The sequence below is a fragment of the Psychrobacter sp. UBA6766 genome, assembly GCF_002453355.1.
GTDB lineage: Bacteria > Pseudomonadota > Gammaproteobacteria > Pseudomonadales > Moraxellaceae > Psychrobacter.
This window is the reverse complement of the sequence record NZ_DKGQ01000057.1, coordinates 74,579-95,350: the sequence shown is the minus strand read 5'-3', so window position 1 is coordinate 95,350 and position 20,772 is coordinate 74,579. Positions and strand designations below refer to the sequence as shown.

At 42.6% G+C, this 20,772-nt stretch carries 19 protein-coding genes; 13 read left to right on the top strand and 6 right to left on the bottom strand.

The genetic code is table 11. The features are described 5' to 3' along the window. Positions 1 to 30: 30 nt before the first annotated feature. Both B4K26_RS12555 and B4K26_RS12550 read left to right on the top strand, forming a co-directional pair. On the top strand, positions 31 to 768 hold the full coding sequence (locus B4K26_RS12555; RefSeq protein WP_296245864.1) for a pirin family protein: 738 nt from the start codon (positions 31 to 33) through the stop codon (positions 766 to 768). A gap of 492 nt (positions 769 to 1,260) precedes the next feature. Beyond that, on the top strand, positions 1,261 to 1,872 hold the full coding sequence (locus B4K26_RS12550; protein WP_296245863.1) for a nitroreductase family protein: 612 nt from the start codon (positions 1,261 to 1,263) through the stop codon (positions 1,870 to 1,872). A 131-nt stretch (positions 1,873 to 2,003) separates the two neighbouring features. Here the strand turns inward: B4K26_RS12550 and B4K26_RS12545 are convergent, their stop codons facing one another. The 3 genes from B4K26_RS12545 to nadR all read right to left on the bottom strand — a co-directional run bounded on the left by B4K26_RS12545 (position 2,004) and on the right by nadR (position 4,567). Beyond that, a complete protein-coding gene (locus B4K26_RS12545) occupies positions 2,004 to 2,453 on the bottom strand; it encodes a DUF962 domain-containing protein (protein WP_296245862.1) in 450 nt (149 codons plus the stop codon). Between the two features lie 203 nt (positions 2,454 to 2,656). Then, complete coding sequence (pnuC, locus tag B4K26_RS12540) at positions 2,657 to 3,415, bottom strand: nicotinamide riboside transporter PnuC (protein WP_296245861.1); 759 nt, start codon at positions 3,413 to 3,415, stop codon at positions 2,657 to 2,659. Between the two features lie 111 nt (positions 3,416 to 3,526). Then, positions 3,527 to 4,567: a multifunctional transcriptional regulator/nicotinamide-nucleotide adenylyltransferase/ribosylnicotinamide kinase NadR gene (gene nadR / locus B4K26_RS12535; RefSeq protein WP_296245860.1), complete on the bottom strand. Its 1,041-nt coding sequence runs from the start codon at positions 4,565 to 4,567 to the stop codon at positions 3,527 to 3,529. A gap of 538 nt (positions 4,568 to 5,105) precedes the next feature. Between nadR and B4K26_RS12530 the strand changes: the two genes are divergently transcribed. The 4 genes from B4K26_RS12530 to B4K26_RS12515 all read left to right on the top strand — a co-directional run bounded on the left by B4K26_RS12530 (position 5,106) and on the right by B4K26_RS12515 (position 9,289). Next, positions 5,106 to 5,318, top strand: a complete 213-nt coding sequence (locus tag B4K26_RS12530) for a PspC domain-containing protein (protein ID WP_296245859.1) — start codon at positions 5,106 to 5,108, stop codon at positions 5,316 to 5,318. A 493-nt stretch (positions 5,319 to 5,811) separates the two neighbouring features. After that, entirely contained in the window at positions 5,812 to 6,786 is a 975-nt protein-coding gene (gene glyQ, locus B4K26_RS12525) for a glycine--tRNA ligase subunit alpha (protein WP_296245913.1), read from the top strand. A gap of 9 nt (positions 6,787 to 6,795) precedes the next feature. Continuing rightward, a complete protein-coding gene (gene glyS, locus B4K26_RS12520; protein WP_296245858.1) occupies positions 6,796 to 8,889 on the top strand; it encodes a glycine--tRNA ligase subunit beta in 2,094 nt (697 codons plus the stop codon). A 109-nt stretch (positions 8,890 to 8,998) separates the two neighbouring features. Then, entirely contained in the window at positions 8,999 to 9,289 is a 291-nt protein-coding gene (locus B4K26_RS12515; RefSeq protein ID WP_296245857.1) for a hypothetical protein, read from the top strand. A gap of 114 nt (positions 9,290 to 9,403) precedes the next feature. Here the strand turns inward: B4K26_RS12515 and B4K26_RS12510 are convergent, their stop codons facing one another. Together B4K26_RS12510 and B4K26_RS12505 are read right to left on the bottom strand one after the other, a co-directional pair. Next, complete coding sequence (locus B4K26_RS12510; protein WP_296245856.1) at positions 9,404 to 9,853, bottom strand: cell division protein ZapA; 450 nt, start codon at positions 9,851 to 9,853, stop codon at positions 9,404 to 9,406. A 139-nt stretch (positions 9,854 to 9,992) separates the two neighbouring features. Beyond that, positions 9,993 to 10,433 (bottom strand): hypothetical protein, encoded by a 441-nt coding sequence (locus B4K26_RS12505; protein ID WP_296245855.1) that lies wholly within the window; start codon positions 10,431 to 10,433, stop codon positions 9,993 to 9,995. Positions 10,434 to 10,640: 207 nt separating this feature from the next. Between B4K26_RS12505 and B4K26_RS12500 the strand changes: the two genes are divergently transcribed. The 6 genes from B4K26_RS12500 to B4K26_RS12475 all read left to right on the top strand — a co-directional run bounded on the left by B4K26_RS12500 (position 10,641) and on the right by B4K26_RS12475 (position 16,435). Beyond that, the gene (locus B4K26_RS12500) at positions 10,641 to 11,294 is read left to right on the top strand and encodes a UPF0149 family protein (RefSeq protein WP_296245854.1); all 654 of its coding nucleotides are present in this window, start codon (positions 10,641 to 10,643) and stop codon (positions 11,292 to 11,294) included. A 127-nt stretch (positions 11,295 to 11,421) separates the two neighbouring features. Beyond that, complete coding sequence (locus tag B4K26_RS12495; protein WP_296245853.1) at positions 11,422 to 11,907, top strand: nucleoside deaminase; 486 nt, start codon at positions 11,422 to 11,424, stop codon at positions 11,905 to 11,907. A gap of 104 nt (positions 11,908 to 12,011) precedes the next feature. Next, positions 12,012 to 13,262 carry an acetylornithine deacetylase gene (argE, locus tag B4K26_RS12490; protein WP_296245852.1) on the top strand — a complete coding sequence of 417 codons (1,251 nt, stop codon included), beginning with the start codon at positions 12,012 to 12,014 and terminating at the stop codon, positions 13,260 to 13,262. A 149-nt stretch (positions 13,263 to 13,411) separates the two neighbouring features. Beyond that, on the top strand, positions 13,412 to 14,140 hold the full coding sequence (locus B4K26_RS12485) for a LysE family translocator (RefSeq protein WP_296245851.1): 729 nt from the start codon (positions 13,412 to 13,414) through the stop codon (positions 14,138 to 14,140). Between the two features lie 795 nt (positions 14,141 to 14,935). Then, positions 14,936 to 16,150 carry an RtcB family protein gene (locus B4K26_RS12480; RefSeq protein WP_296245850.1) on the top strand — a complete coding sequence of 405 codons (1,215 nt, stop codon included), beginning with the start codon at positions 14,936 to 14,938 and terminating at the stop codon, positions 16,148 to 16,150. A gap of 48 nt (positions 16,151 to 16,198) precedes the next feature. Next, entirely contained in the window at positions 16,199 to 16,435 is a 237-nt protein-coding gene (locus B4K26_RS12475) for a hypothetical protein (protein WP_296245915.1), read from the top strand. Between the two features lie 91 nt (positions 16,436 to 16,526). Here B4K26_RS12475 and miaB read toward each other — a convergent pair whose 3' ends face one another. Then, on the bottom strand, positions 16,527 to 18,041 hold the full coding sequence (miaB, locus tag B4K26_RS12470) for a tRNA (N6-isopentenyl adenosine(37)-C2)-methylthiotransferase MiaB (RefSeq protein ID WP_296245849.1): 1,515 nt from the start codon (positions 18,039 to 18,041) through the stop codon (positions 16,527 to 16,529). A gap of 417 nt (positions 18,042 to 18,458) precedes the next feature. Here miaB and B4K26_RS12465 point away from each other — a divergent pair, with 417 nt between their 5' ends. Next, positions 18,459 to 20,705, top strand: a complete 2,247-nt coding sequence (locus B4K26_RS12465) for a lytic transglycosylase domain-containing protein (protein WP_296245848.1) — start codon at positions 18,459 to 18,461, stop codon at positions 20,703 to 20,705. The last annotated feature ends 67 nt before the right edge of the window (positions 20,706 to 20,772 follow it).

Below are 20,772 nucleotides of genomic sequence, written 5' to 3'. Positions count from 1 at the left end.
GTTTAAAATGCTGATATATAAGGATAAATCGTGAAAACCATCTATCATGCAGCAGATTCTCGTGGTGACGCCAACCATGGCTGGCTTAAAAGCAAGCATACCTTCAGTTTTGCCAACTATCATAATCCAGAACGTATGGGCTTTGGCGCGTTACGCGTTATCAACGATGACTTCGTAATCGCTGGTCAAGGCTTTGGTAGTCACTCACATCGCGATATGGAAATTATCAGTATCCCTTTATCAGGCAAGCTCGGTCACGGCGATAATATCGGTAATAATGGCATCATCGAAACTGGTGAAATTCAAGTCATGTCGGCAGGAACGGGTATCACGCACAGTGAAATGAACGCTGACGATAACGAAGCGGTGAAGTTTTTACAGATTTGGGTCATACCAAACAAAATGAATGTTGAGCCTCGTTATCAGCAAATCCGTATGGACGATCTCCTAGAGCCGAATAAATTTAACCAAGTTTTGTCACCCAGTGCTGATGACGCTGGCGTGTGGATTCATCAGGATGCCTGGTTCAGTATGGGCAATTTTGATAAAGGCTTGACTGAGACGTATGAGCTCAAAAACGCTAACAATGGCGTCTATCTCTTTATCATCGGCGGTAAAGTCGTCGTAAATGACAACATTTTGGCTACCCGCGATGGTCTAGGTGTCTCGGATACTAAGAATTTTACGATGGATGTCATTGATGATGCCAAAGTATTGCTAATGGAAGTCCCAATGCCTCAATGCGCTTTTAATGCTCATTGGCATTAAACTTATAAAAGTATTTAAGTTAAAGTCATTTAAGTTAAAAATGCTTAAATTAAGAAGGGCTTAAGAAGGTATGGAGGTAAAAGTAGCGTAAGGCAAAACATTAGATCCAGTATCAGATAGTAAAAAGTGAGTCGTTAAATAACCAAATCTGACTATGATAGAATTTTGTCGCGGACAATGACTATAAAGAAGAGATTAATCAGTCTGTTATCGACTGAAACAACGGTTATGAGCAGTTTGGTAATGTTGAATCAAACATGGAGCGTCTATCAGAACCGGAACTACCAAAAGATTTTAGAGGTTGATTTGTTTAATTTACCTACTCTCTCGGCATTATTTGTGAAGATTAATTTACAAAAAGAAAATAGGTATTAACGCTGGTTTTCCTTACAATGAAACAAATTCGTTAAAAGTATGGTTATTTTTTATTGCCTATGAATCTTGCTTATCATTAACTTCAATTAATTCCAAATCAATAATACGGAGAAATTTATGTCAGACCTAAAAACACTAGAGCAAGCGGCAGAAAAGCGTCGTTCTATCTATGCATTGAGCGATCAATTGCCAGTATCAAATGATGATATCGTCAAGCTGGTTGAGCATGCACTATTACATACGCCATCGTCATTTAATTCGCAGTCGACACGTATCGTTGTCCTATTTGGCGATGCTCATAACAAGCTTTGGCAACTTACCGAAGATACGTTGCGTGCTCTCGTAGACAGTGAAGAGCAATTTGCTTCAACCAAGCAAAAAATTGCTGGCTTTAAAGCGGGCGCTGGTACCATTTTATTCTTTGAAGACCATAGCGTTGTAAGAGACATGCAGGCCGCTGCACCTTTATACGCGGATAAATTCCCAATTTGGGCGCATCAAACCAATGCCATGCACCAATATGCCATTTGGGTAGCATTGGCAAGTATTAATATCGGCGCCAATTTACAGCATTACAATCCTATCATTGATAAAAAAGTGGCTGACGAATGGAATATCGACGAGCATTGGGAATTGAATGCTCAACTGGTATTCGGTGCTATTGAGCAGCCAGCGGGTGACAAAGAGTTTAAGCCTATTGAAGAACGTATGAAAGTATTTGGTAAGTAAACTATTCTTGAAAGAAAACAGTGAGCAAATAAAAAAGTACCACCCCAGTAATTGCCGGGTGGTGCTTTTTTCTGTATTAGATGACAATGTTAAATGATGATGTAAAATAGAATGGCAGTATTAAATAGTCCTTATTCAGCCTTTTTACGGCCCATCAAGCTATTGGCCACCCAAGCTGGACCAATTAACAAAAACTGTAAATCTTCAAAGAAAGACGGTTTTTTGCCTTCAATTTTATGGCCAATAAACTGTCCAATCCAAGCAACTACGAAGATTGCTGCCCAAACCTTAAAGCCCCACGGTAATAACGCCATCACTGATAAGCAAATGAGAATAAACATGCCCATTGCTAAAAATAGCGGTGTCGATAAACGCATATAGAATAATAATACCAGAGCGCTTAGCACCAAGGTAAACCATACTGATAGCGACATACCCATGCCCAACAAGCTGACAAAAATGGTCGGGACACACAGCCAATGGATTTTTTTATTGACTAGGTTTTGATGACTAACAGAATACTCACTGAGCCATTGCTCAAGTGTGCGTTTAGACATACGGCCTTGACGAGTACGAGACATACTAACCTCCTTGTTAGCAAATAAATGGCTGATCGTAGATAAACAGCATTAAATACATGCCAAAATCTACTTATCAATACCAGTTGTAGCATTAATTGCCACCATCCGCCATTTTATCTAGTAAACCGTACAGTCAAATCACACCATCTCTTTCGCCCAATCTGACTGTTTTCTAACTTTTTATCGCTTACTAAGACTGGCCATTAATGAGCCGGCTTGGTTGATTCCACGGCGTCTTGTTCGCTGCGATACCACTCATATAGTCCGACAAATGAGTTGACTTGGTAGACCATGGTTTGAATAGCAAAGATATAATTGCCCGACATGAGATTGACGGTCAGCCAAACGAAGTTGGATAAAATCCATAACCACCAGTTAAATGAATATCGTAAAATCATTGCTGCTTGTGCGGTGATAGACAGTACAAAAGCGATAACGTTAATCCAAAAGAAAGAGATAAAACCTAAGAATTTACTGTTATCATCTTCAACAACAGCATAACCATAGCTGGCAAGTAAGTCATTTACCGTAGGAAACAGCGCTAAACCAATCACAATAAAGGCAATGGTTAGCAGCCAAATCCAGCGATTGGCAGATTTAGGTACCATGTCGCCATCCGCATCGGTGTGCTTTGACCAGTAAAAAATGCCATAAACATGACTAAAGAAATTAAATAACGGTGCGAGCATCAAGCCGACTGCGCCTGAAGTTGCTTGGACGACAAACTCCCCAGCAGTTGCCGCCATCCCAAAGCCATTGCCCAAGAGATTTTTGCGGAACGATAATGACACCACGCAAACTAAACCGATAAAAGAGACCACGAGGTAAAACCAATCGAGAGTATTGTGTTCGGTGGTCAGCCAAAAGCCTGCTGATAAAGCAATGACGCCGCAAATAAACCATAGGACAATCCATTGTAGCGCCCATTTTCCGGTAATATTATCTAGAAGTTTAATACGCATAAACTCTTTTTCCTCAAAGTATGAAAGCGATCATCAATTTTTCTTATTTTTTAATATACTACTTATCTTGTTTTTGTTATTTCTGGGCATAACGCTTATTTAGCACAGCTGTTACTTCCCATAAACGTATTTATCTATCAGTAGCAGGGCTTGCTGATAACGAGCATCATAATCAGGTTTGTCAATTGTATGGGGCTTAATATCATGACGAGCAAAAATATCCAATAAACGCTGCTCAAAGCGGCCTCTTGCTTCAGGCGTGCCCAGTGAGCGCATGCCATCATCGATCCATGGCGTGTTATTATCGAGCATAATAGTATGGTCTAAGCGAAACTCATCGATACATGCCGCTACAAATGGGTGAGTTTGACCTTCGTACTCTTCACAGAAAGCTTGGGTAGTGACAAAATCTGTATCAATAATTGTCACAGGCGCCGTTGCCATAGCAGTCGCTTTGCGGATGGCTTGAGCATGATTGAGGGCAATGGGACCATAATCGCTGTACTGTAGACCAATCTCACTACCGCCCAAATCCGTGCCAACGTACAGCCGTCCCATCTCAAGCGCAAAGCTGGCACCATAGTAGTTGGCAAGTTTATGCACCAACGTCGTTTTTCCAGAGCTTTCCCCGCCAACAATCGCCACCGTCTTGGTATAGTCACTGCGCACTTGTGGATGCAGCGCCGGCCAATGCGCAACTGGATCACGCGCAATCGCATAAGAATCAAATTCAGATTGCAATGGCGTCGTGACGACTGGCATGACTAACTGTCCAGAAATGTCCGACTGCGCTAATGGATGGTTTTCTGCGACGAACAATACCGTTTCTGCTGGCAGCGCTAACGCTTCTATTAAGCGTTGCAATTTGGCATTACTAGCCGCAATGTCAATAGTGACGTCAGCAAAATTCTCATGCAGCGGCAGCTCAATCTCATCAGTGGTATAAATATGGATAAAGGGCAAATCCGCACACGCCATCTGTAGCCAACGCGCTTTATCTTGTAAGGTAATGGTAAAGTTTGGATGCGGAGTAGGGTGCGCCGTAACCACAATATGAAGGGTTTTTGCTTGTCCTGCTGCGTCTAATATACTGCGCATTTGTCCTAAATGTAGCGGTTCAAAATATCCAATCATCAAGCCTGACTCGTACATAGTTATCCTTACCATTCTAAAATTGATTCATCGAAGTCGTTGTTTTCGTTGTTTATCAGCATGGTATAAAGGTTTAATCAAATTTACAGGTAGGTTATTGTAAATGCACGTTGGTTTAGCACGTTTTCTATGAGATTTAATATAATGCGGTTCACTTATTTATAATTAATCAAAATAACTTCTGGTTTTTAACATTAAATTTACAAGGATAATTAAACCAATATGAATTGATAGAAAGTGAAGTTGTAACAAAAGTTGTAAGGTAGGAGAAACAAAACTAATTCCGAAACATTTTGAAATAATTATTTAAAATCAGGAACTTACGAAGGTTTACGAGAGATTAGAGCAAGCTTGAGTAGCATAAACTCACAAAGCACGTCTATATCATCAACAGATAAAAAGTCAATAGTTGCTATACTTATTCGTAAGTCCAGAGAGCTTTGCTGTTTTAGGACAAGTATGTTTTTAAAACGACTCATAAAAATAATGTTAAATAATAAATTCAAAATAACTATAAATAAGAAAAGGGGTATTTGGTTTGGCTAAGTTAGCAAAATTACATCGCTCAAGAAATAATCGCATGATTGCAGGTGTGATGGGTGGTATCGCAGAATATGCGGGTTGGTCACCAACTTGGGTTAGATTGTTATTTGTTGTGGTTTCAACATTAAGTGCCGCAGTTCCCGGTATTTTAATTTACATTATTTTGTGGATTATTATGCCAAAAGCAACCGATCAGTCTTATCAATAACTGTATAAACCCAGTAATCATATAAGCAAAGCTTTTAAATAGAAGTCATAAAATTTTAACAAAAAAATTTTAACAACGAAAAAATAAGGCCAATAAAAAAATAAGAGCCCAAGTAAAAACAAAAAGCCTGACTCATCAGGATGCTCGCGACACACTTTTCCTCCTGCCCGAATGCTCACGCATTTGGGTATTTTTTTATCTGTGGCTTTAATAACAGTTATGCGTAGAATTTAATGTTAGATAAGGCGCATGGCTCTATATTTGACTGGCTGAACTAAAATTAGTTGCAGTAAATATAGATAAAACAGTCAATTTTTAGTAAGGTGAGCAAGCAAATAGAGTCGTTGCCAAATAGGCGGCACGAGCGCTATTAACTTTTATTCAGTAATACTCATTCCACAGTGGCTTTATGATGATGCCCCAAACGATGAAAATCCAAACTATGACCTCCCAAGCGACAACTTCGATGATACAAGAAAAAGACCGTCAGCCGATGACGTTTCAAGATTTAATCCTAACCTTACAAAATTACTGGGCTGATAAGGGCTGCGTTATCTTGCAGCCTTATGATATGGAAGTCGGCGCAGGAACGTTTCATACCGCGACATTTTTGCGCTCGTTAGGTCCTGAGCGCTGGAATGCCGCTTATGTTCAGCCATCACGCCGTCCGACTGATGGCCGCTATGGTGATAACCCAAACCGCTTGCAACACTATTATCAATTTCAAGTGGTTTTAAAGCCAAATCCACCGAATATTCAGGAACTATATTTGGACTCATTAAGAGCGATTGGAATCGATCCTTTGGTGCATGATGTTCGTTTTGTTGAGGACAACTGGGAGTCGCCAACGCTGGGTGCGTGGGGACTTGGTTGGGAGATTTGGCTCAACGGGATGGAAGTCACTCAGTTTACCTATTTCCAGCAAGTTGGCGGTATCGAGTGTTTCCCCGTGACGGGTGAGATTACTTACGGTCTTGAGCGCTTGGCGATGTATGTTCAAGGCGTCGATAGCGTTTATGATTTGGTCTGGGCAGATGGGGAATTTGGTCGCGTGACTTATGGCGATGTTTTCCATCAAAACGAAGTTGAGCAATCGACCTATAACTTTGAGCACGCAGATGTGCCAATGATGGGTCAGATGTTTGATTTTTATGAGCAGCAAGCGGATAAATTGGTGGCTGAAGGGTTGCCATTACCAGCCTACGAGATGGTACTAAAAGCGTCACATGCCTTTAACCTGCTTGATGCTCGCGGGGCGATTTCGGTGACTGAACGTCAACGTTTTATCTTACGCGTACGAACACTGGCTCGTAAAGTCGCTTTTGGTTACGTCGAAGCACGCGCCAAATTAGGATTCCCATTAGCCGATGAGGCGCATCGTCAGGCAGCGCTCGATAAGTATTTGCCAAAAGAAGAATTGGCAACTGAAAACACAGATGTCAATCAAACTACGAATAACAATAAATAGGAGCATCCCATGAGTACTATTTTATTTGAACTGGGGTGTGAAGAATTACCTCCAAAAAGTCTAAAACCTTTACGTGATTCACTTCAAACCAATGTCACCGAGCAGTTAAATGAAGCAGAGATCAGCTTCGATAGTATTAAAGCCTTTGCCGCGCCGCGTCGTTTAGCTATTCAAATTCAGGGTATTAGCGACAAGCAGCCTGACCGTAGCGAGCAAAAACGTGGCCCTGCTATTAAAGCGGCGTTTGATGCCGATGGCAATCCGACCCGCGCAGCGATGGGTTTTGCCAAGGGTTTGGGTATCGACGCCAGTGAGCTGATAACGATTAACACCGATAAAGGTGACTATGTTGGGTATGAGCAAGTCATTCATGGTCGAGCGACTACTGAGCTACTGCCAGCTATTTTCCAGACCGCGCTGGATAATTTACCAATAGCCAAACGGATGCGTTCTGGTGCATCAAGAGATGAGTTCGTACGTCCAGTTCAGTGGACAATATTAATGCAAGATGATGCCATTATTGATGCGACTATCCAAGGTCATCAAACTGGCAATCAAACGCGTGGTCATCGCTTCCATAGTCCTGATTATTATGAGATTGCGCACGCTAATAATTATGAGCAATTGCTTGATGGTTTAAAAGTCGTGGCAGATTTTGATAAGCGTCAAACGTTCATCAATAACCAAGTTAAAGCGCTTGCTGATGAGGTTAATGCTGATGCTATCGTTCCGCAAGATTTATTAGATGAAGTGACGGCGTTGGTTGATTTCCCGATTGCGCTGCGAGCAAACTTTGAGCCGCGCTTTTTACAAGTGCCGCAAGAAGCGCTTATCTCAACCATGCAAGCGGATCAAAAGTATTTTTGCTTGACTGATAAAGCAGGTAAACTGCAACCGTATTTTATTTTTATTACCAATATTGAATCTAAAGACCCGAACCAAATCATTGAGGGTAATGAGAAAGTCGTCCGTCCACGTTTGGCTGATGCGGAGTTTTTCTTCTTGCAAGACCAAAAGCAGCCGCTATTTGCTTTGACCGAAAGCCTAAAAACTCGCGTGTTCCAAGATAAACTCGGTACGATTTGGGAGAAGTCTGAACGTATTGCCAAGCTTGCTGCTTTTATTGCCACGTTAATGCAAGAGCAAGGGCACGATATTAATATTGACGAAACGGTTCGAGCGGCTATTTTATCGAAAGCAGATTTGGCGAGTTCACTCGTTGGCGAATTTCCTGAATTGCAAGGTATCGCAGGGACATATTATGCGCGCTTGAATGATGAGCCAGAAACAGTCGCCGCAAGTTTGGAAGAGCAGTATCTGCCCAAGTTCAGTGGCGATGTGTTACCAAAAACGCCGATTGGTATTTGCTTAGCATTGGCTGACCGCTTAGATACGCTGGTTGGTATTTTTGCCATTGATCAAGCACCGACAGGGTCAAAAGACCCATTTAGCTTACGTCGTTCAGCCATTGGTATTTTGCGTATTTTGATTGAAAAACAATTACCGATTAATTTGGTGGCTCTCATTGAGAGAGCGATTAAAGGTTATAGTACTAGCGATGGTAGCAAGATTGCCAAGATGGGGGATACCTTTACCCAAGTGATGGCGTTTTTAAACTCACGCTATCGGGCGATGTATACCGAGCAGGGCGTTAGCGTCGATACCATTCAGGCAGTGCAAGCAATTAATCCGCACATGCCGCTTGATTTTGATCAGCGTATTCGCGCAGTACAAACCTTTAGCGATCTGCCTCAAGCCGAGAAACTTGCTGACTCAAATAAACGCGTTGCCAATATTTTAGCCAAATCAGAAGTAGGCGTCGCGGACACTGTCGATGAAGCGTTATTATCTGAACCTGCTGAGCAAGCGTTATATCAAGCCGTGCAGCAAGCGCAAACAGCAGTAAAACCTTTGCTTGAAACGGCCGACTATACGCAAGTCTTGCAAACGCTGGTCAGTTTAGATGCGCCTTTGTCAGAATTTTTCGCTGATGTGATGGTAAATAGTGAAGATGCAGTGCTAAAGAACAATCGCTTAGCCCTTCTTAAACAAGTTCGCGCCTTATTCTTAACCGTGGCTGATATCAGCGAGCTACAGTTATAGTTCAATCATTCTGTTGTTTGCATCAGGTATTCTATATCATGAGAACTGGCTTCATATAGCCAGTTTTTTATGACTCATAGCGTTAACTTATATCAAAAGGAATGCTGCCATGGCTGCTGTTATCATTGTAATTCTTATTATTTGGGCGGTGATGTGGGGCTTTTATAAGTTTATGTACCCGCGAGCACCAAAAAGCATGATGCCAAAAAAAGGCGATGTGACCACACCGCGTCAGTGTGATTTTTGCGGTCATCACTTGGCTGAATATCGCGGCGTGTTAGAGACTCAGCCAGTTTCTGAAGAAGAAAGTTTAACAGCAGCGAATAAAGAACTATTTTTTTGTAATTATGAGCATCAAGCAGATTTTCATGCTGGTAAGACTTATCAAGCAGATGCCTAACTTATAAATTATAAGTCGATAAGCTGTTATTTACATTTAAAAAAGCGCTTGGCTTTAGAGAGTTAGGCGCTTATTTTTTCATGATAGCAGTATTAATTTAACATAGATGTCAGTCTATAAAATAGAATGCGCATCTTTCATAATTTTGTTTAGTAGGGCTTCAGATTGTTTGCTTTGTTGTAGACGATCTTCTTCGTTTCTTTTATGAGTTTGAATTTTTTCATATAAATTTAAGCAGGATAATACCAGTAAGTTTTCTTGGCTAAGACTTGGTGCATCTTTTCTTAACTTTAGAGCAAAGTCGTTGATATAGGAAACTGCTGCGTGGAGCTCTTCTTGCTCATGGACTGGGCAGAAAATAGGATATGTCACGCCTGCAATTGCCACATCGACCTTTTTGATTTGCGGTTCTGGAGCACTTTCAGATTTAGCAGTGAGTCTAGCGGCGCTGTTGTTTGCAGTAATGTTTGAGTTATTATTTGGCATAGATTTTTGTACTTGAGTGTTTTTTGATTGATTGCTTTGGAGTTCACTGTCTACAGGGTTGGTGCGGTCATCGGTCATGATAAATCCTACAATATGTGTCATTAAAGTGAATGATTAAATACAATTGCTATAAATATGGTAGTTATAAAATTGAGGGCGTAATGAGCAAGAATTAATCAAAAAAATAGTTAAGTTAAGCGCAGTTAACAATGGCTGCTTAACCTTCTGCTTGATCAATACGTGTCAAACGCTGTAAGACCACTTGCGTACGCTCAGCCGCCAGCTCGTTTTTCCTTCTCAAGTCACTGTTTTGCTGTTTAATCTCGCTATATTGCTGCTTTAATTCGTTATTACGCTGCTGCAGCGCATGGTTTTGGTGCTGTAATTGCTCAATTTGCTTGTTTAATTTGTCTTGTTCTTCACCAATCATATGATGTGCTTCGGCAAGGCTTTGATAGCGTTTATCGAGATCATTTAATTGTTTTTTGGCACCGTCGCGCTCTGAATAGCTACTATCGAGCTGAGTCTTGAGAGCGGTAAGCTCTTTTGGGTCAGTCACTGGTTGTTGTTTGAGGCTGCTAAGTTCAGCACTGACAAGCTGATACTGTTTTTTAATGTCGAGTACCATTTTTTCTAATATTCTAAGTTGGTCATACATAGTCAGTTATTATCCTTAACAAGTAAGCGTGAATGAATTTTGTTCTCTGCGTTTAATAATGCCATAGGTGACCGCATAATATCTATATCAACAAAGTAATTGTATGGCGCTTTGTTTCACCGCTTTTATCACTTGCCGTTCGATCGATGACAGCGAACGGCGTCTATTTTTATTTACTACTATTAATCAATCACTAGGACATCTATTATGAATGACAATATCTCTGGCTGGAATACGTGGCTGACGGCATTTGATGACTGGAATGACGTGTCTATCAGCGAGGTACACGGCTTGATGACGGGGCTGATGACTGCTTGTAATGCGCCCGATGAGCCAGTATGGGCAAAGGTGTTTGAAGAGTTGAGTTTTGCACCATTGCCTGATGAGGCATTAACTTTACTTGCAGAAGAGGCTGAAGATACTGTTTTTCAGCTAAAAGACAAAGACGATGCTTATTCGTATATGCCGCTTGTGCCAGATGACGAACATGACCTATACGAGCGCGTGATGGCGCTGAAACAGTGGGCAAATGGCTTTATGACTGGTTTTGGTATTACCGATTGTGGTCTAAGTGCTGAAGAAAACGAGATGCTGTCAGATTTGGCAAAAATTGGCGCGATTCGTTTAGAAGATGATGAAGATTTTGACGGTGGTGAAGAGTCTTATCTGCATATTTTTGAGTTTGCGCGCATGGTTCCAGTAAGCTTTGCTACCCGAAAACGCAAGCCTGTTAAAGATATCGCCTTGATTGCTGGACTGGCCATCGATGCTAAAACCACCAAAGAGCTACAGGCAGAAGGCAAATTGCCAAAACCGATGCCGCCAGTTGTTGATGTAATGAATCAAAACCGTCCGTCATAAATAAGTCCTCATAAGTAATATGGTAGGATAAGTAGGATCGATAGCTGGGCGTCATAAAAAGAGTGTCATAAAATAAGCGTCAGAAAAATTGCGCTTGGCTATTAGATAAAATAGAAAGGAGATTGTGATGACAACGGATAATGAGATGATCTATTTGCGCCGCTGCGTGGAGCTCGCTACTGAAGCTTTAGAAGCAGGTGATGAGCCGTTTGGTAGTGTGTTGGTTGATGCTGATGGACAAGTACTACGCGAAGATCGTAATCGTGCCAATTCGGTCGATGCGACTTACCATCCTGAAATTGCCGTCGCTAAATGGGCGGCAGAAAATATGACAGCAGATGCGCGGGCAAAAGCGGTGGTTTATACCTCAGGTGAGCATTGCGCCATGTGTTCAGCGGCCCATGCGTGGGCAGGACTTGGTCGTATTGTTTATATCAGCTCATCAAAACAGTTAGGCGAGTGGATGGATGAGATGGGCGTAACATCGACATCGCCCATCAATTCATTAAGTATTCGAGAAGTTGCTCCTAATGTACCAGTCGAAGGTCCGATTGCGGGTTTAGATGAAGAAATCAGAGCCCTACAGCAGCGTTCATTTCAAAAAAATAAGTAAAAAACTTAAATAAAAAATCTGCTTAAAAAGGCTAGGGCGTGTCTTCATTATTACGCTTATTAAAAAAGCTGTGCCTTTTTATCTTAGTACGATAAGGAAGTCTTATGACGCTAAAAAATTACGATAACGTTGCAGAACGAGAAACGCCCAATACTCATTATTCTATTGGCAATTATCCAAAAGACAGTATTGATTGGCTGACAAGATTAATTGCATTTGATACGGTCAGTCGCCATTCAAATTTGGCGTTGATTGAAGACGTACAAGCGTACTGTGAGCAATTAGGACTTACGGTAGATTTAACCTTTAATAAAGAGAGAAATAAAGCCAATTTATTTGTCACGGTACCAGCAGGGAAAAATGCTGATGAGGTAAATAAAGGTCTGGTGCTATCTGGTCATACCGATGTCGTGCCTGTCGATGGCCAAGACTGGACGTCTGAGCCGTTTACCGCGACCATTCGCGGCGATAAGCTTTACGGTCGCGGTGCTTGCGATATGAAAGGTTTTATTGCTTGTGCGTTGACACTATTGCCGCAAGCAGTAAAGCTATCTAACGCAGGTCAATTGCGTCGCCCATTACATTTGGCATTGTCGTTTGATGAAGAAGTGGGCTGCTTGGGCGCACCGCTACTATTAGCGGATTTAAAAGCGCGTAATATTACCCCTGATTACTGTATCGTTGGCGAGCCGACTAATATGGCGATGGTGGTGGCACATAAAGGCATCGCGGTTTATCGTTGCCGCGTCCATGGCAAGTCCGCGCATTCATCATTGACTGCTCAAGGTGTTAACGCTATTAGCTATGCCAGTCGTTTGATTGGTTATGTTGATACTTTAGCAGAAGAAATCAGCCAGCGCGACGATAACGACGCCATGTTTGATGTGCCTTATTCGACATTGTCTGTTGGCACCATACAAGGCGGCACCGCGACCAATATCGTCCCTAATCTGTGTGAATTTACCTTTGATTATCGTAATCTACCGCATATGACGCAAGACGATATCCTCGCACCAATTGCGGCAAAAGTTGCAGAGCTAAACGCACAAATGCAAGCACGCGCTGCCGATACCGGCATTGAGCTGCTACAAGAAGAAAGTGTACCAGCGATGACCGATAACGACAGCGCTGAGCTACAAGCGTTAATAGCGGCACTAACGGGCGACGATAAACGCCATAAAGTCGCTTATGCCACCGAAGGCGGGCAGTTTACCAATAGCGGCATCCCAACGATTATTTGCGGTCCTGGTAGTATTGAGCAGGCGCATAAAGCCGATGAATATGTCGCGCTAAGTGAAATGGCACGTTGTGATGAGTTTTTACAAAAGCTGCTAAACAGCTGTGCCATTAATTGATAAAATAGTCAACAAGCAATTCTATTGCAATATAGATGCGCATGACATACACCGTCTTTATGGCGGTGTTTATTTTTTCAACATGGCGTATGCTTTTCAACATGGTGCACGCATTATTTAAATTTTTATAAAAAAGTAGGGGTTCGTTGATGTCTTGGCATCTGTTTGCGGTATTTTTTGCAAGTACGTTTTTTATCTCAGCGACCCCTGGTCCAAACATGCTACTGGCCTTTCAGTACGGCCTTAATTACGGCGTCAAGCGTACCTTGTGGACGCTAGCAGGTTTAAGCCTTGGGTTGTTTATTTTGCTGCTGTCAACGCTACTTGGACTTGATGTTATCAGCCGTCAATCACCATGGTTATTGACAGTGATTAAAACCGTTGGTGCGATTTACCTTATTTATTTGGGTGTTGCATCGTGGCGCGATAGTGCCAGTAGCAGCTTGATGAGTGATGCCAGCGAGCTGAGTACAGAAGTTCATAAAGAGCTGACTGCGACTACAGAAATGGCAGATAAGCCTATGCCACGCTCGCTTTCGAGCGCTGCTGTCAAAACGCCGCCTAGCGATTGGTTATTGTTTCGAACGGGCATGTGGGTATCACTGTCCAACCCAAAAGCGATATTGTTTTTTGCCGCCTTTTTCCCCAAATTTATCAATTTTAGCGCGCCGTTATGGCCGCAGTATATTATGCTGACTTGTGGGCTGTTTTTGAGCGAGACGATTTGGCAACTGATTTATACCATTGGCGGTAAAAAGTTGGCGGGTTGGCTCGATGTTGGTGAGCGTTTGGCATGGCTTAATCGTAGCTGCGGGGTTATATTTATTTTAATTGCCGCGGCATTATTGGCTGAGGTGTTAAATGGTTTTTTGGCTTAGGAATTAATCAGGTTTATATTTAACGTGATTTTTTAATAAGCGATACGTTTTCTAGAAAATTTTTATATAATTAAATTAATTATTGACTTTATTTTTTAAATCGTTATTATTATCCCATTGATTTATAGCGCTTATCTTTCATAGGTGCTATATCATCCTAATTAATCTGCTATTGTCGCTCTGACATTGGCCACAACCTACGGAGGAATCATCGTGTCCTATTTAAACATTAAGACGTTTTCAAAGATTGAACGTATAAATTGCATGACAGCAATGACGACTTCGAAGAGGTTTGGCTGAATTTATATATAAGCTATGAGTGATATCTTGTTTATTGATATCAACGCATAGCCCTCTGTATCTACTCACTCTATCCCTCTTCTAAGTACGCTATGTCAATATAGCTCGTAATCGTGCTCGGCATTTTCGCGTTTGCTGTTAGCTGTTTATTCAAAATTTTACCTTACTATTATCATCAATATTCTCGCTAAGCTCACGCTATTATTTAGTAAATAACTATTTATATGTGGGCTATCTAAGCTGGCTATTTTTAAGCTGAATATTTTGGTAGCGTAAAACTTCTTTTTAAAACGTCCATCATAAATTAATCATACATTTTTATTGATTTTTTAATTAATAAAGAAACAGTATTTTATTGTCTATTTTTTATAAAAAATGACTTATTGAGTGTTTTACTTAATGGTAATCAATAAGTAAATTATAAAGTTAAAGAAATAGGTAGATTAAAATATATTTTGTATGGTAATTAAAATAATAAAATGGAAATAATACATTATGAGCATTCAATTAGTATTAAATGAAAATCGTAAATCTGGCGTACCGGTCAAGATTTATACATCAGATATTGAACAAGAGGCGATGCAGCAATTACGCAATTTGGCTCAGCTGGAGTTTGTACATTCGCATATCGCGGTGATGCCTGATGTACACGTTGGCAAAGGCGCTACCGTTGGGAGTGTGATTCCGACCAAATCCGCCATCATTCCGGCTGCGGTCGGTGTTGATATTGGCTGCGGTATGAACGCGGTGCGTCTATCTCTGACGGCAAGCGATTTACCTGATAGCTTAAGGGCATTGCGCTCAGTAGTCGAGCAGCAAGTGCCAGTTGGCTTTAATATGCACAAACAAATCCAAGCCAAAAACTCAACGCTTGATCCGTTAGGTAAACGCCTAAAACCGATTACTGATAAGCATCCAGGTTTACTCAAGATGCTCAAAGGCTTTGAGCGCGCGTGGGCAAAGCAACTTGGTACATTGGGGGGTGGCAATCATTTCATTGAGCTGTGCTTGGATGAAAACAATGATGTCTGGGTCATGCTGCATTCTGGCAGTCGCGGTATTGGCAACTGTATCGGTCAGTACTTTATTAATCTTGCCAAAAAAGAGCGTCAATCGCGCTTTGGTCATGTGCCAGATCGGGATTTGTCTTACTTTGCTGAAGGCTCTGATAGTTTTGCTGATTATGTTGAGGCGGTGGACTGGGCGCAGGATTATGCGCTAGAAAACCGCCGTGAGATGATGCGTTTGGTCATTAAAGCCATGCAGTCATCACAAGCGGGGTTGCCACGTTTTCAGCTTACCAAAGAAGCCATCAATTGCCATCATAACTACGTCAACGAAGAGATGCATTTTGGTGAGCAAGTCTATGTCACGCGTAAAGGCGCTATCAGTGCCTACCAAGGTGAGCTGGGGATTATTCCCGGTTCTATGGGCGCAAAATCCTTTATCGTCCGAGGTCTTGGCAATGATGAATCGTTTTGCTCGTGCTCGCATGGCGCAGGGCGACAAATGAGCCGAGGCAAAGCCATACGGGCATTTACCATTGATGAGCTAAAAGCGCAAACCGAAGGTGTTGAGTGCCGTAAGGACAAAGGCGTCATCGACGAGATACCTGGCGCTTATAAAGACATCGATGAAGTGATGGCCAACCAAACCGACTTAGTTGAAGTGGTGCATACGCTGAAACAGGTCATGTGCATTAAGGGTTAGTTGGTTTTGCAAAACAGATTTAGAGATATTAAAAATATAGGTAACAATATGAGCTTAAAACAAACCTTAAAAAAGGCCAAGCAGATTGAACAGCAGCTGGAACAGCGAGGTACCACAGCCAATCAAAACTTACTTGGTGCTATAAAACCGCGAAATTATCTGGCGCTAAATCCACTGCTCAAAAAAGGCGGTATTCATGAAAAAGAAGATATTGATATCGTGCGCAAAAAACGCCGACGCGAAACCAAGCAGCAATTGCGGAAGACCGATTGGTTATCGCAGTAAAGACAATAAATTTTAACATTCACGCACAAAAAAGCCGCTCCCTACTTAAATAAAGAGCGGCTTTTTTATTTATACAGTTTTTTCTAAAGGGTTAAGCCAATACTTCAACCAGCTCGCCTTTTACCATATGCGGACTGACAAAATCAGTCACACGTACGCTGACGATTTTACCGAGTAGCTCATCCATTTTATCAACGTCAAAAGGAAACATCACCGTACGAGTATTATCCGCAGTACCGATTAAGCAATCGGGATGACGATTGGCCATTTGCTCGACCAAGACGCGGGTGGTGGTGCCAACCATTTCATGGGTTTTGGCAAGGGTTGAGTCGATAATCACTTGTTGGAACTCTGCTAATCGTGCTTTTTTGGTTGCGAAGCTTACATCGTCAGGCAATTCTGCCGCCGGGGTGCCCGGACGCTTAGAGTAGATAAAGCTATAAGAGTGATCAAAGTTTAATTCTTTTGCCAAGTTTAAGGTATCTTGGAAGTCCTCATCAGTCTCGCCAGGGAAGCCAATGATAAAATCACTCGATAAATGAATATCAGGGCGAATGGCTTTGAGCTTATTAATCTGATTAATATAAACATCGATGGTATGGTTGCGTTTCATCGCCGCTAAGATAGCATTTGAGCCGCTTTGGACAGGCAAATGTAAGTGTGATACCAGCTCTGGCAACTTGGCATAAGCATCAATAATGTCATCGGTGAACTCTAGCGGATGACTGGTGGTATAGCGAATACGCTCGACGCCATCGACGTGTGACACATAATGCAAGAGCTCGGCGAAACGGCAAATACTGCCGTCGTCTTTTTCGCCACGATAGCCATTGACATTTTGACCGAGAAGGTTGATTTCGCGAACACCTTGGGCGGCGAGGCTATCAATCTCTGCCAAGACATCATCGAGCGGGCGCGATAATTCTTCCCCGCGAGTATAGGGCACGACGCAAAACGAGCAATATTTTGAGCAGCCTTCCATGATGGAGACAAAGGCTTTATAGCCTTCAACACGTGGTTCTGGTAAAAAATCAAACTTTTCGATACTGGGGAAGGAAACATCCACCGTACCAATACGGTTTTTAGGCGAGATAGAGCGCTGCTCATGCGACTGGTCATAAAGCTCTGGCAGGCGATGCAAGGTTTGTGGACCAAAAACCATATCGACATAAGGCGCACGTTTTTGGATATTATCGCCTTCTTGCGAGGCCACGCAGCCGCCAACACCGATAACCAAGTCAGGGCGCTTTTCTTTGAGTTTGCGCCAGCGACCCAATTCTGAAAACACCTTTTCCTGCGCTTTTTCGCGAATCGAGCAGGTATTCATTAATAGCACATCGGCTTCGTCGATATTGTGAGTGACTTCCATACCGTGTGAATCACCCAATACATCAAGCATTTTGCCAGAATCATAGACGTTCATCTGACAGCCCTGAGTGGTAACAAAGACTTTTTTTGGCGTGTTATTGCCATTGACACTGACTGGCGTTTGAGCGGTAGATGCTTGAACAGAGTTTGACGCTTCGAGTGCCGTAACGGCAGGCGCAGTAACCCTTGTCTCAACAGCAGCGTCATCGATGCGGGGATTAAATACAGTAACACTCATAAGCGAAGTCCATGATTGACTAAAAATATAGCGAGGTAGGCGATTAACCGGTGGCGTATTTTATCATAATCTGACACCAATGTGAAAAGTTAGCGTGGGCTTACGCTGTTGACGCCATTTGATTATTTATAATAGTATCAATTGCTTATCTATTTCTATTATTCAAATAAGAGCCTTTAGCACAATTAAGTCTAGTAAAAGCGCCATATCACCTTTGTGTTACGCATGGCTATCCAATTTATTAACGAAAAGTAAAGCTGATGGTTGAATGTGCAACGAGTATAGTATGATGCAGATGACCATATCCGTACTATTGTTTAAGTGAGCGTTTTAAGCAGGATGAAAAATACCATTTCAAACTTAAACTTAAACTGTTTATTTAGCCAAATATTTAGACCTATTAGAAAGAGAGTCCGTATGACAAAGCCGCAAGTTGCTCAGGGTATCAAGGATAAAGATGCCAATTTTCAAAATAATATGCCTAATCCTTTTAAAAGAACCTCGCTAAAAAGCAGTGTGTTGAGTGTAGCCGCAGCAATGGGAGCGCTAGGGTTGTCACAAGTAGCTTATGCCGAGCTCACTTGGGGAAATGAGAGTAGTTATCCGTCGGAAGGGAACTATCAACCAAAGAGTTATCAACCCGATAACTATCAACCACAAAGCCACCAACCCCAGAGCTATCAGCCTGACAGCTATCAACCGCCAAGCTCACAGCCAAATAATAGTTATCAGTCAAATACGGGCTTTCAAGCAGATAGTGGCGCAAGCTCATTTACGGCGGCGGCAATTGCGGCAGATCGCGGTGATGTCAATGCGCTTTATAACTATGAGCAGGCGATGAGTGGCGGTCTGTTTGCCATGTATCCGACTTATTGGCGCATGAATTTAGAGCTAAATTCACAAAGCCCAGCGGCGGTATCGCAGTTTGTTCGTCAATACCCAGATACGGTAATGGCAGAAAAACTGGCGGCTGATTTTGCAGAAACCAAAGCTGGCTCAAATGATTATGCCGCCGTTCGGCAAGTGGCGAATTTGATTACCAATGCGGATGACAGTGAGAAGTGTGCCGTTGCGCTTGGCTTTAATAACGGCGGCGATAGCATGCGTGCGATGGCAGCCAAGTCTGATGTGTGGCTGACCACCAAAAAGCAGCCAGCGCTGTGCGATCAATTGGCGCTAGAGATGAATAATAATGCCCTGATTAGCAATCAAGATAGGGTATCGCGCCTCAAACGTATGCTGCGTAAAGGTAAGACAGGCGATATTATGGCCTTGTCCTCAAAGTTGGGAACGCCGATTCCTTACTCGTCGTTAAGTGAAATTCAGCTCAATCCCTCAGCATTTTTTAGCCGTTTTGCTCGCGAACCAAACAGCCAGATGAATCAATATCTGTATTTGTATGCCATGGGACGTTTAGCAGAAAAATCCTACCGTGAAGCAGCGCTACAACTAGATTTTGATGTAAAACAAGACAATCAGCGCGCAGCGAAGTTATTAAATGATGACACCCGCCGCTATGCTTATCGCATTCTTGGCGTGCAGCGTATGAACCACAATACCGATGATGGCTTTAATGTTGAAGCGGTCGATTGGTTCCGTAATAGCTTGGATAATGATTTTAGCTTTGAAGAAGCCGAATATTATGCCATCGCTGCGATTCGCTTTAGTCGTTGGGACGATGTGATCGAAGCCATCTCAAAAATGGATGCTGAAACGCAGAAAACCAATCAGTGGCAATATTGGCTGGCTCGAGCTTATGAGCAATCAAACGATGCCAACAAACGCAATACTGCTAAAAAGATGTATCAAAACTTAGCGAAGAGTAATGACTATTATGGATTGATGGCAAAGGATAAAGTCGGCCAACGTTTCGATGCCAGCCGTTTGGGTGGTAGTAATTTGCCAAATGTCAGTAGCGCTGACCGTGCGCGCGTGATGCAAAACCCGCACTTTGCACGGGCGTTTGCTCTATATAACGCTGATGCCAGCCGCGCCTATGCCAACCGTGAGTGGAATTGGGCGGTAAAAAAAGCACGTGACAATCGCGATAATAGTTTGATTATTGCGGCGGCGCGTCAAGCGTATGACATCGGTTGGCTCGATCGAGCAATTTATGCCATTGATAATACTGATACGGTAAATAACTTGGCTCTATCACATCCGATGCCACACCAATCGGCGGTCGTGCGCCATAGTCAGTCGGCGGGTATCGATCCTGCGTGGGCCTACGGCATTATGCGTCAGGAAAGTCGTTTTGTGGCGTCAGCGCGCTCAAATGTTGGGGCCAGTGGGCTTATGCAAGTCATGCCTGATACGGCAAAATATATTGCGCGGAACTTAGGCGAGACGTATAGCGCCAGCCGCGCCAATACTGGTGATACCAATATTCGTTATGGTACGTGGTATATGGGCGATATCTTTGGTAAATTAAACAGCCAACCCGTTTTGGCAACGGCGGGTTACAACGCTGGTCCCAACAATGCTAAGCGCTGGCAACCTGTTTATGGCTCACTTCCAGCGGACCAGTATGTCGAGTCGATTGCCTTTCCTGAAACGCGCAATTACGTCAAGCACGTGATGGAAAACGCCACGATTTATAGCAGTCTTTTGGGCCGTGGTCAGCCTATTAGTCAACGCATGGGAACCATTCCTACCGCGTTCTAATTGCTTCGTTTTGTCTTAGAAAACCATTAGGAGCAATGAGCTGTTAATGGTTTTTTATACCGCTCAT

Bases quoted from the DNA above. Each gene is read 5' to 3' on its own strand.
- nadR (WP_296245860.1), bottom strand. From the start codon at position 4,567: ATGTACGAGTCAGGCTTGATGATTGGATATTTTGAACCGCTACATTTA.
- B4K26_RS12480 (WP_296245850.1), top strand. From the start codon at position 14,936: ATGAGCATTCAATTAGTATTAAATGAAAATCGTAAATCTGGCGTACCG.
- B4K26_RS12485 (WP_296245851.1), top strand. From the start codon at position 13,412: ATGTCTTGGCATCTGTTTGCGGTATTTTTTGCAAGTACGTTTTTTATC.
- B4K26_RS12550 (WP_296245863.1), top strand. From the start codon at position 1,261: ATGTCAGACCTAAAAACACTAGAGCAAGCGGCAGAAAAGCGTCGTTCT.
- B4K26_RS12500 (WP_296245854.1), top strand. From the start codon at position 10,641: ATGAATGACAATATCTCTGGCTGGAATACGTGGCTGACGGCATTTGAT.
- pnuC (WP_296245861.1), bottom strand. From the start codon at position 3,415: ATGCGTATTAAACTTCTAGATAATATTACCGGAAAATGGGCGCTACAA.
- B4K26_RS12505 (WP_296245855.1), bottom strand. From the start codon at position 10,433: ATGTATGACCAACTTAGAATATTAGAAAAAATGGTACTCGACATTAAA.
- B4K26_RS12510 (WP_296245856.1), bottom strand. From the start codon at position 9,853: ATGACCGATGACCGCACCAACCCTGTAGACAGTGAACTCCAAAGCAAT.
- argE (WP_296245852.1), top strand. From the start codon at position 12,012: ATGACGCTAAAAAATTACGATAACGTTGCAGAACGAGAAACGCCCAAT.
- miaB (WP_296245849.1), bottom strand. From the start codon at position 18,041: ATGAGTGTTACTGTATTTAATCCCCGCATCGATGACGCTGCTGTTGAG.
- B4K26_RS12465 (WP_296245848.1), top strand. From the start codon at position 18,459: ATGACAAAGCCGCAAGTTGCTCAGGGTATCAAGGATAAAGATGCCAAT.
- glyS (WP_296245858.1), top strand. From the start codon at position 6,796: ATGAGTACTATTTTATTTGAACTGGGGTGTGAAGAATTACCTCCAAAA.
- B4K26_RS12495 (WP_296245853.1), top strand. From the start codon at position 11,422: ATGACAACGGATAATGAGATGATCTATTTGCGCCGCTGCGTGGAGCTC.
- B4K26_RS12475 (WP_296245915.1), top strand. From the start codon at position 16,199: ATGAGCTTAAAACAAACCTTAAAAAAGGCCAAGCAGATTGAACAGCAG.
- glyQ (WP_296245913.1), top strand. From the start codon at position 5,812: ATGACGTTTCAAGATTTAATCCTAACCTTACAAAATTACTGGGCTGAT.
- B4K26_RS12545 (WP_296245862.1), bottom strand. From the start codon at position 2,453: ATGTCTCGTACTCGTCAAGGCCGTATGTCTAAACGCACACTTGAGCAA.
- B4K26_RS12515 (WP_296245857.1), top strand. From the start codon at position 8,999: ATGGCTGCTGTTATCATTGTAATTCTTATTATTTGGGCGGTGATGTGG.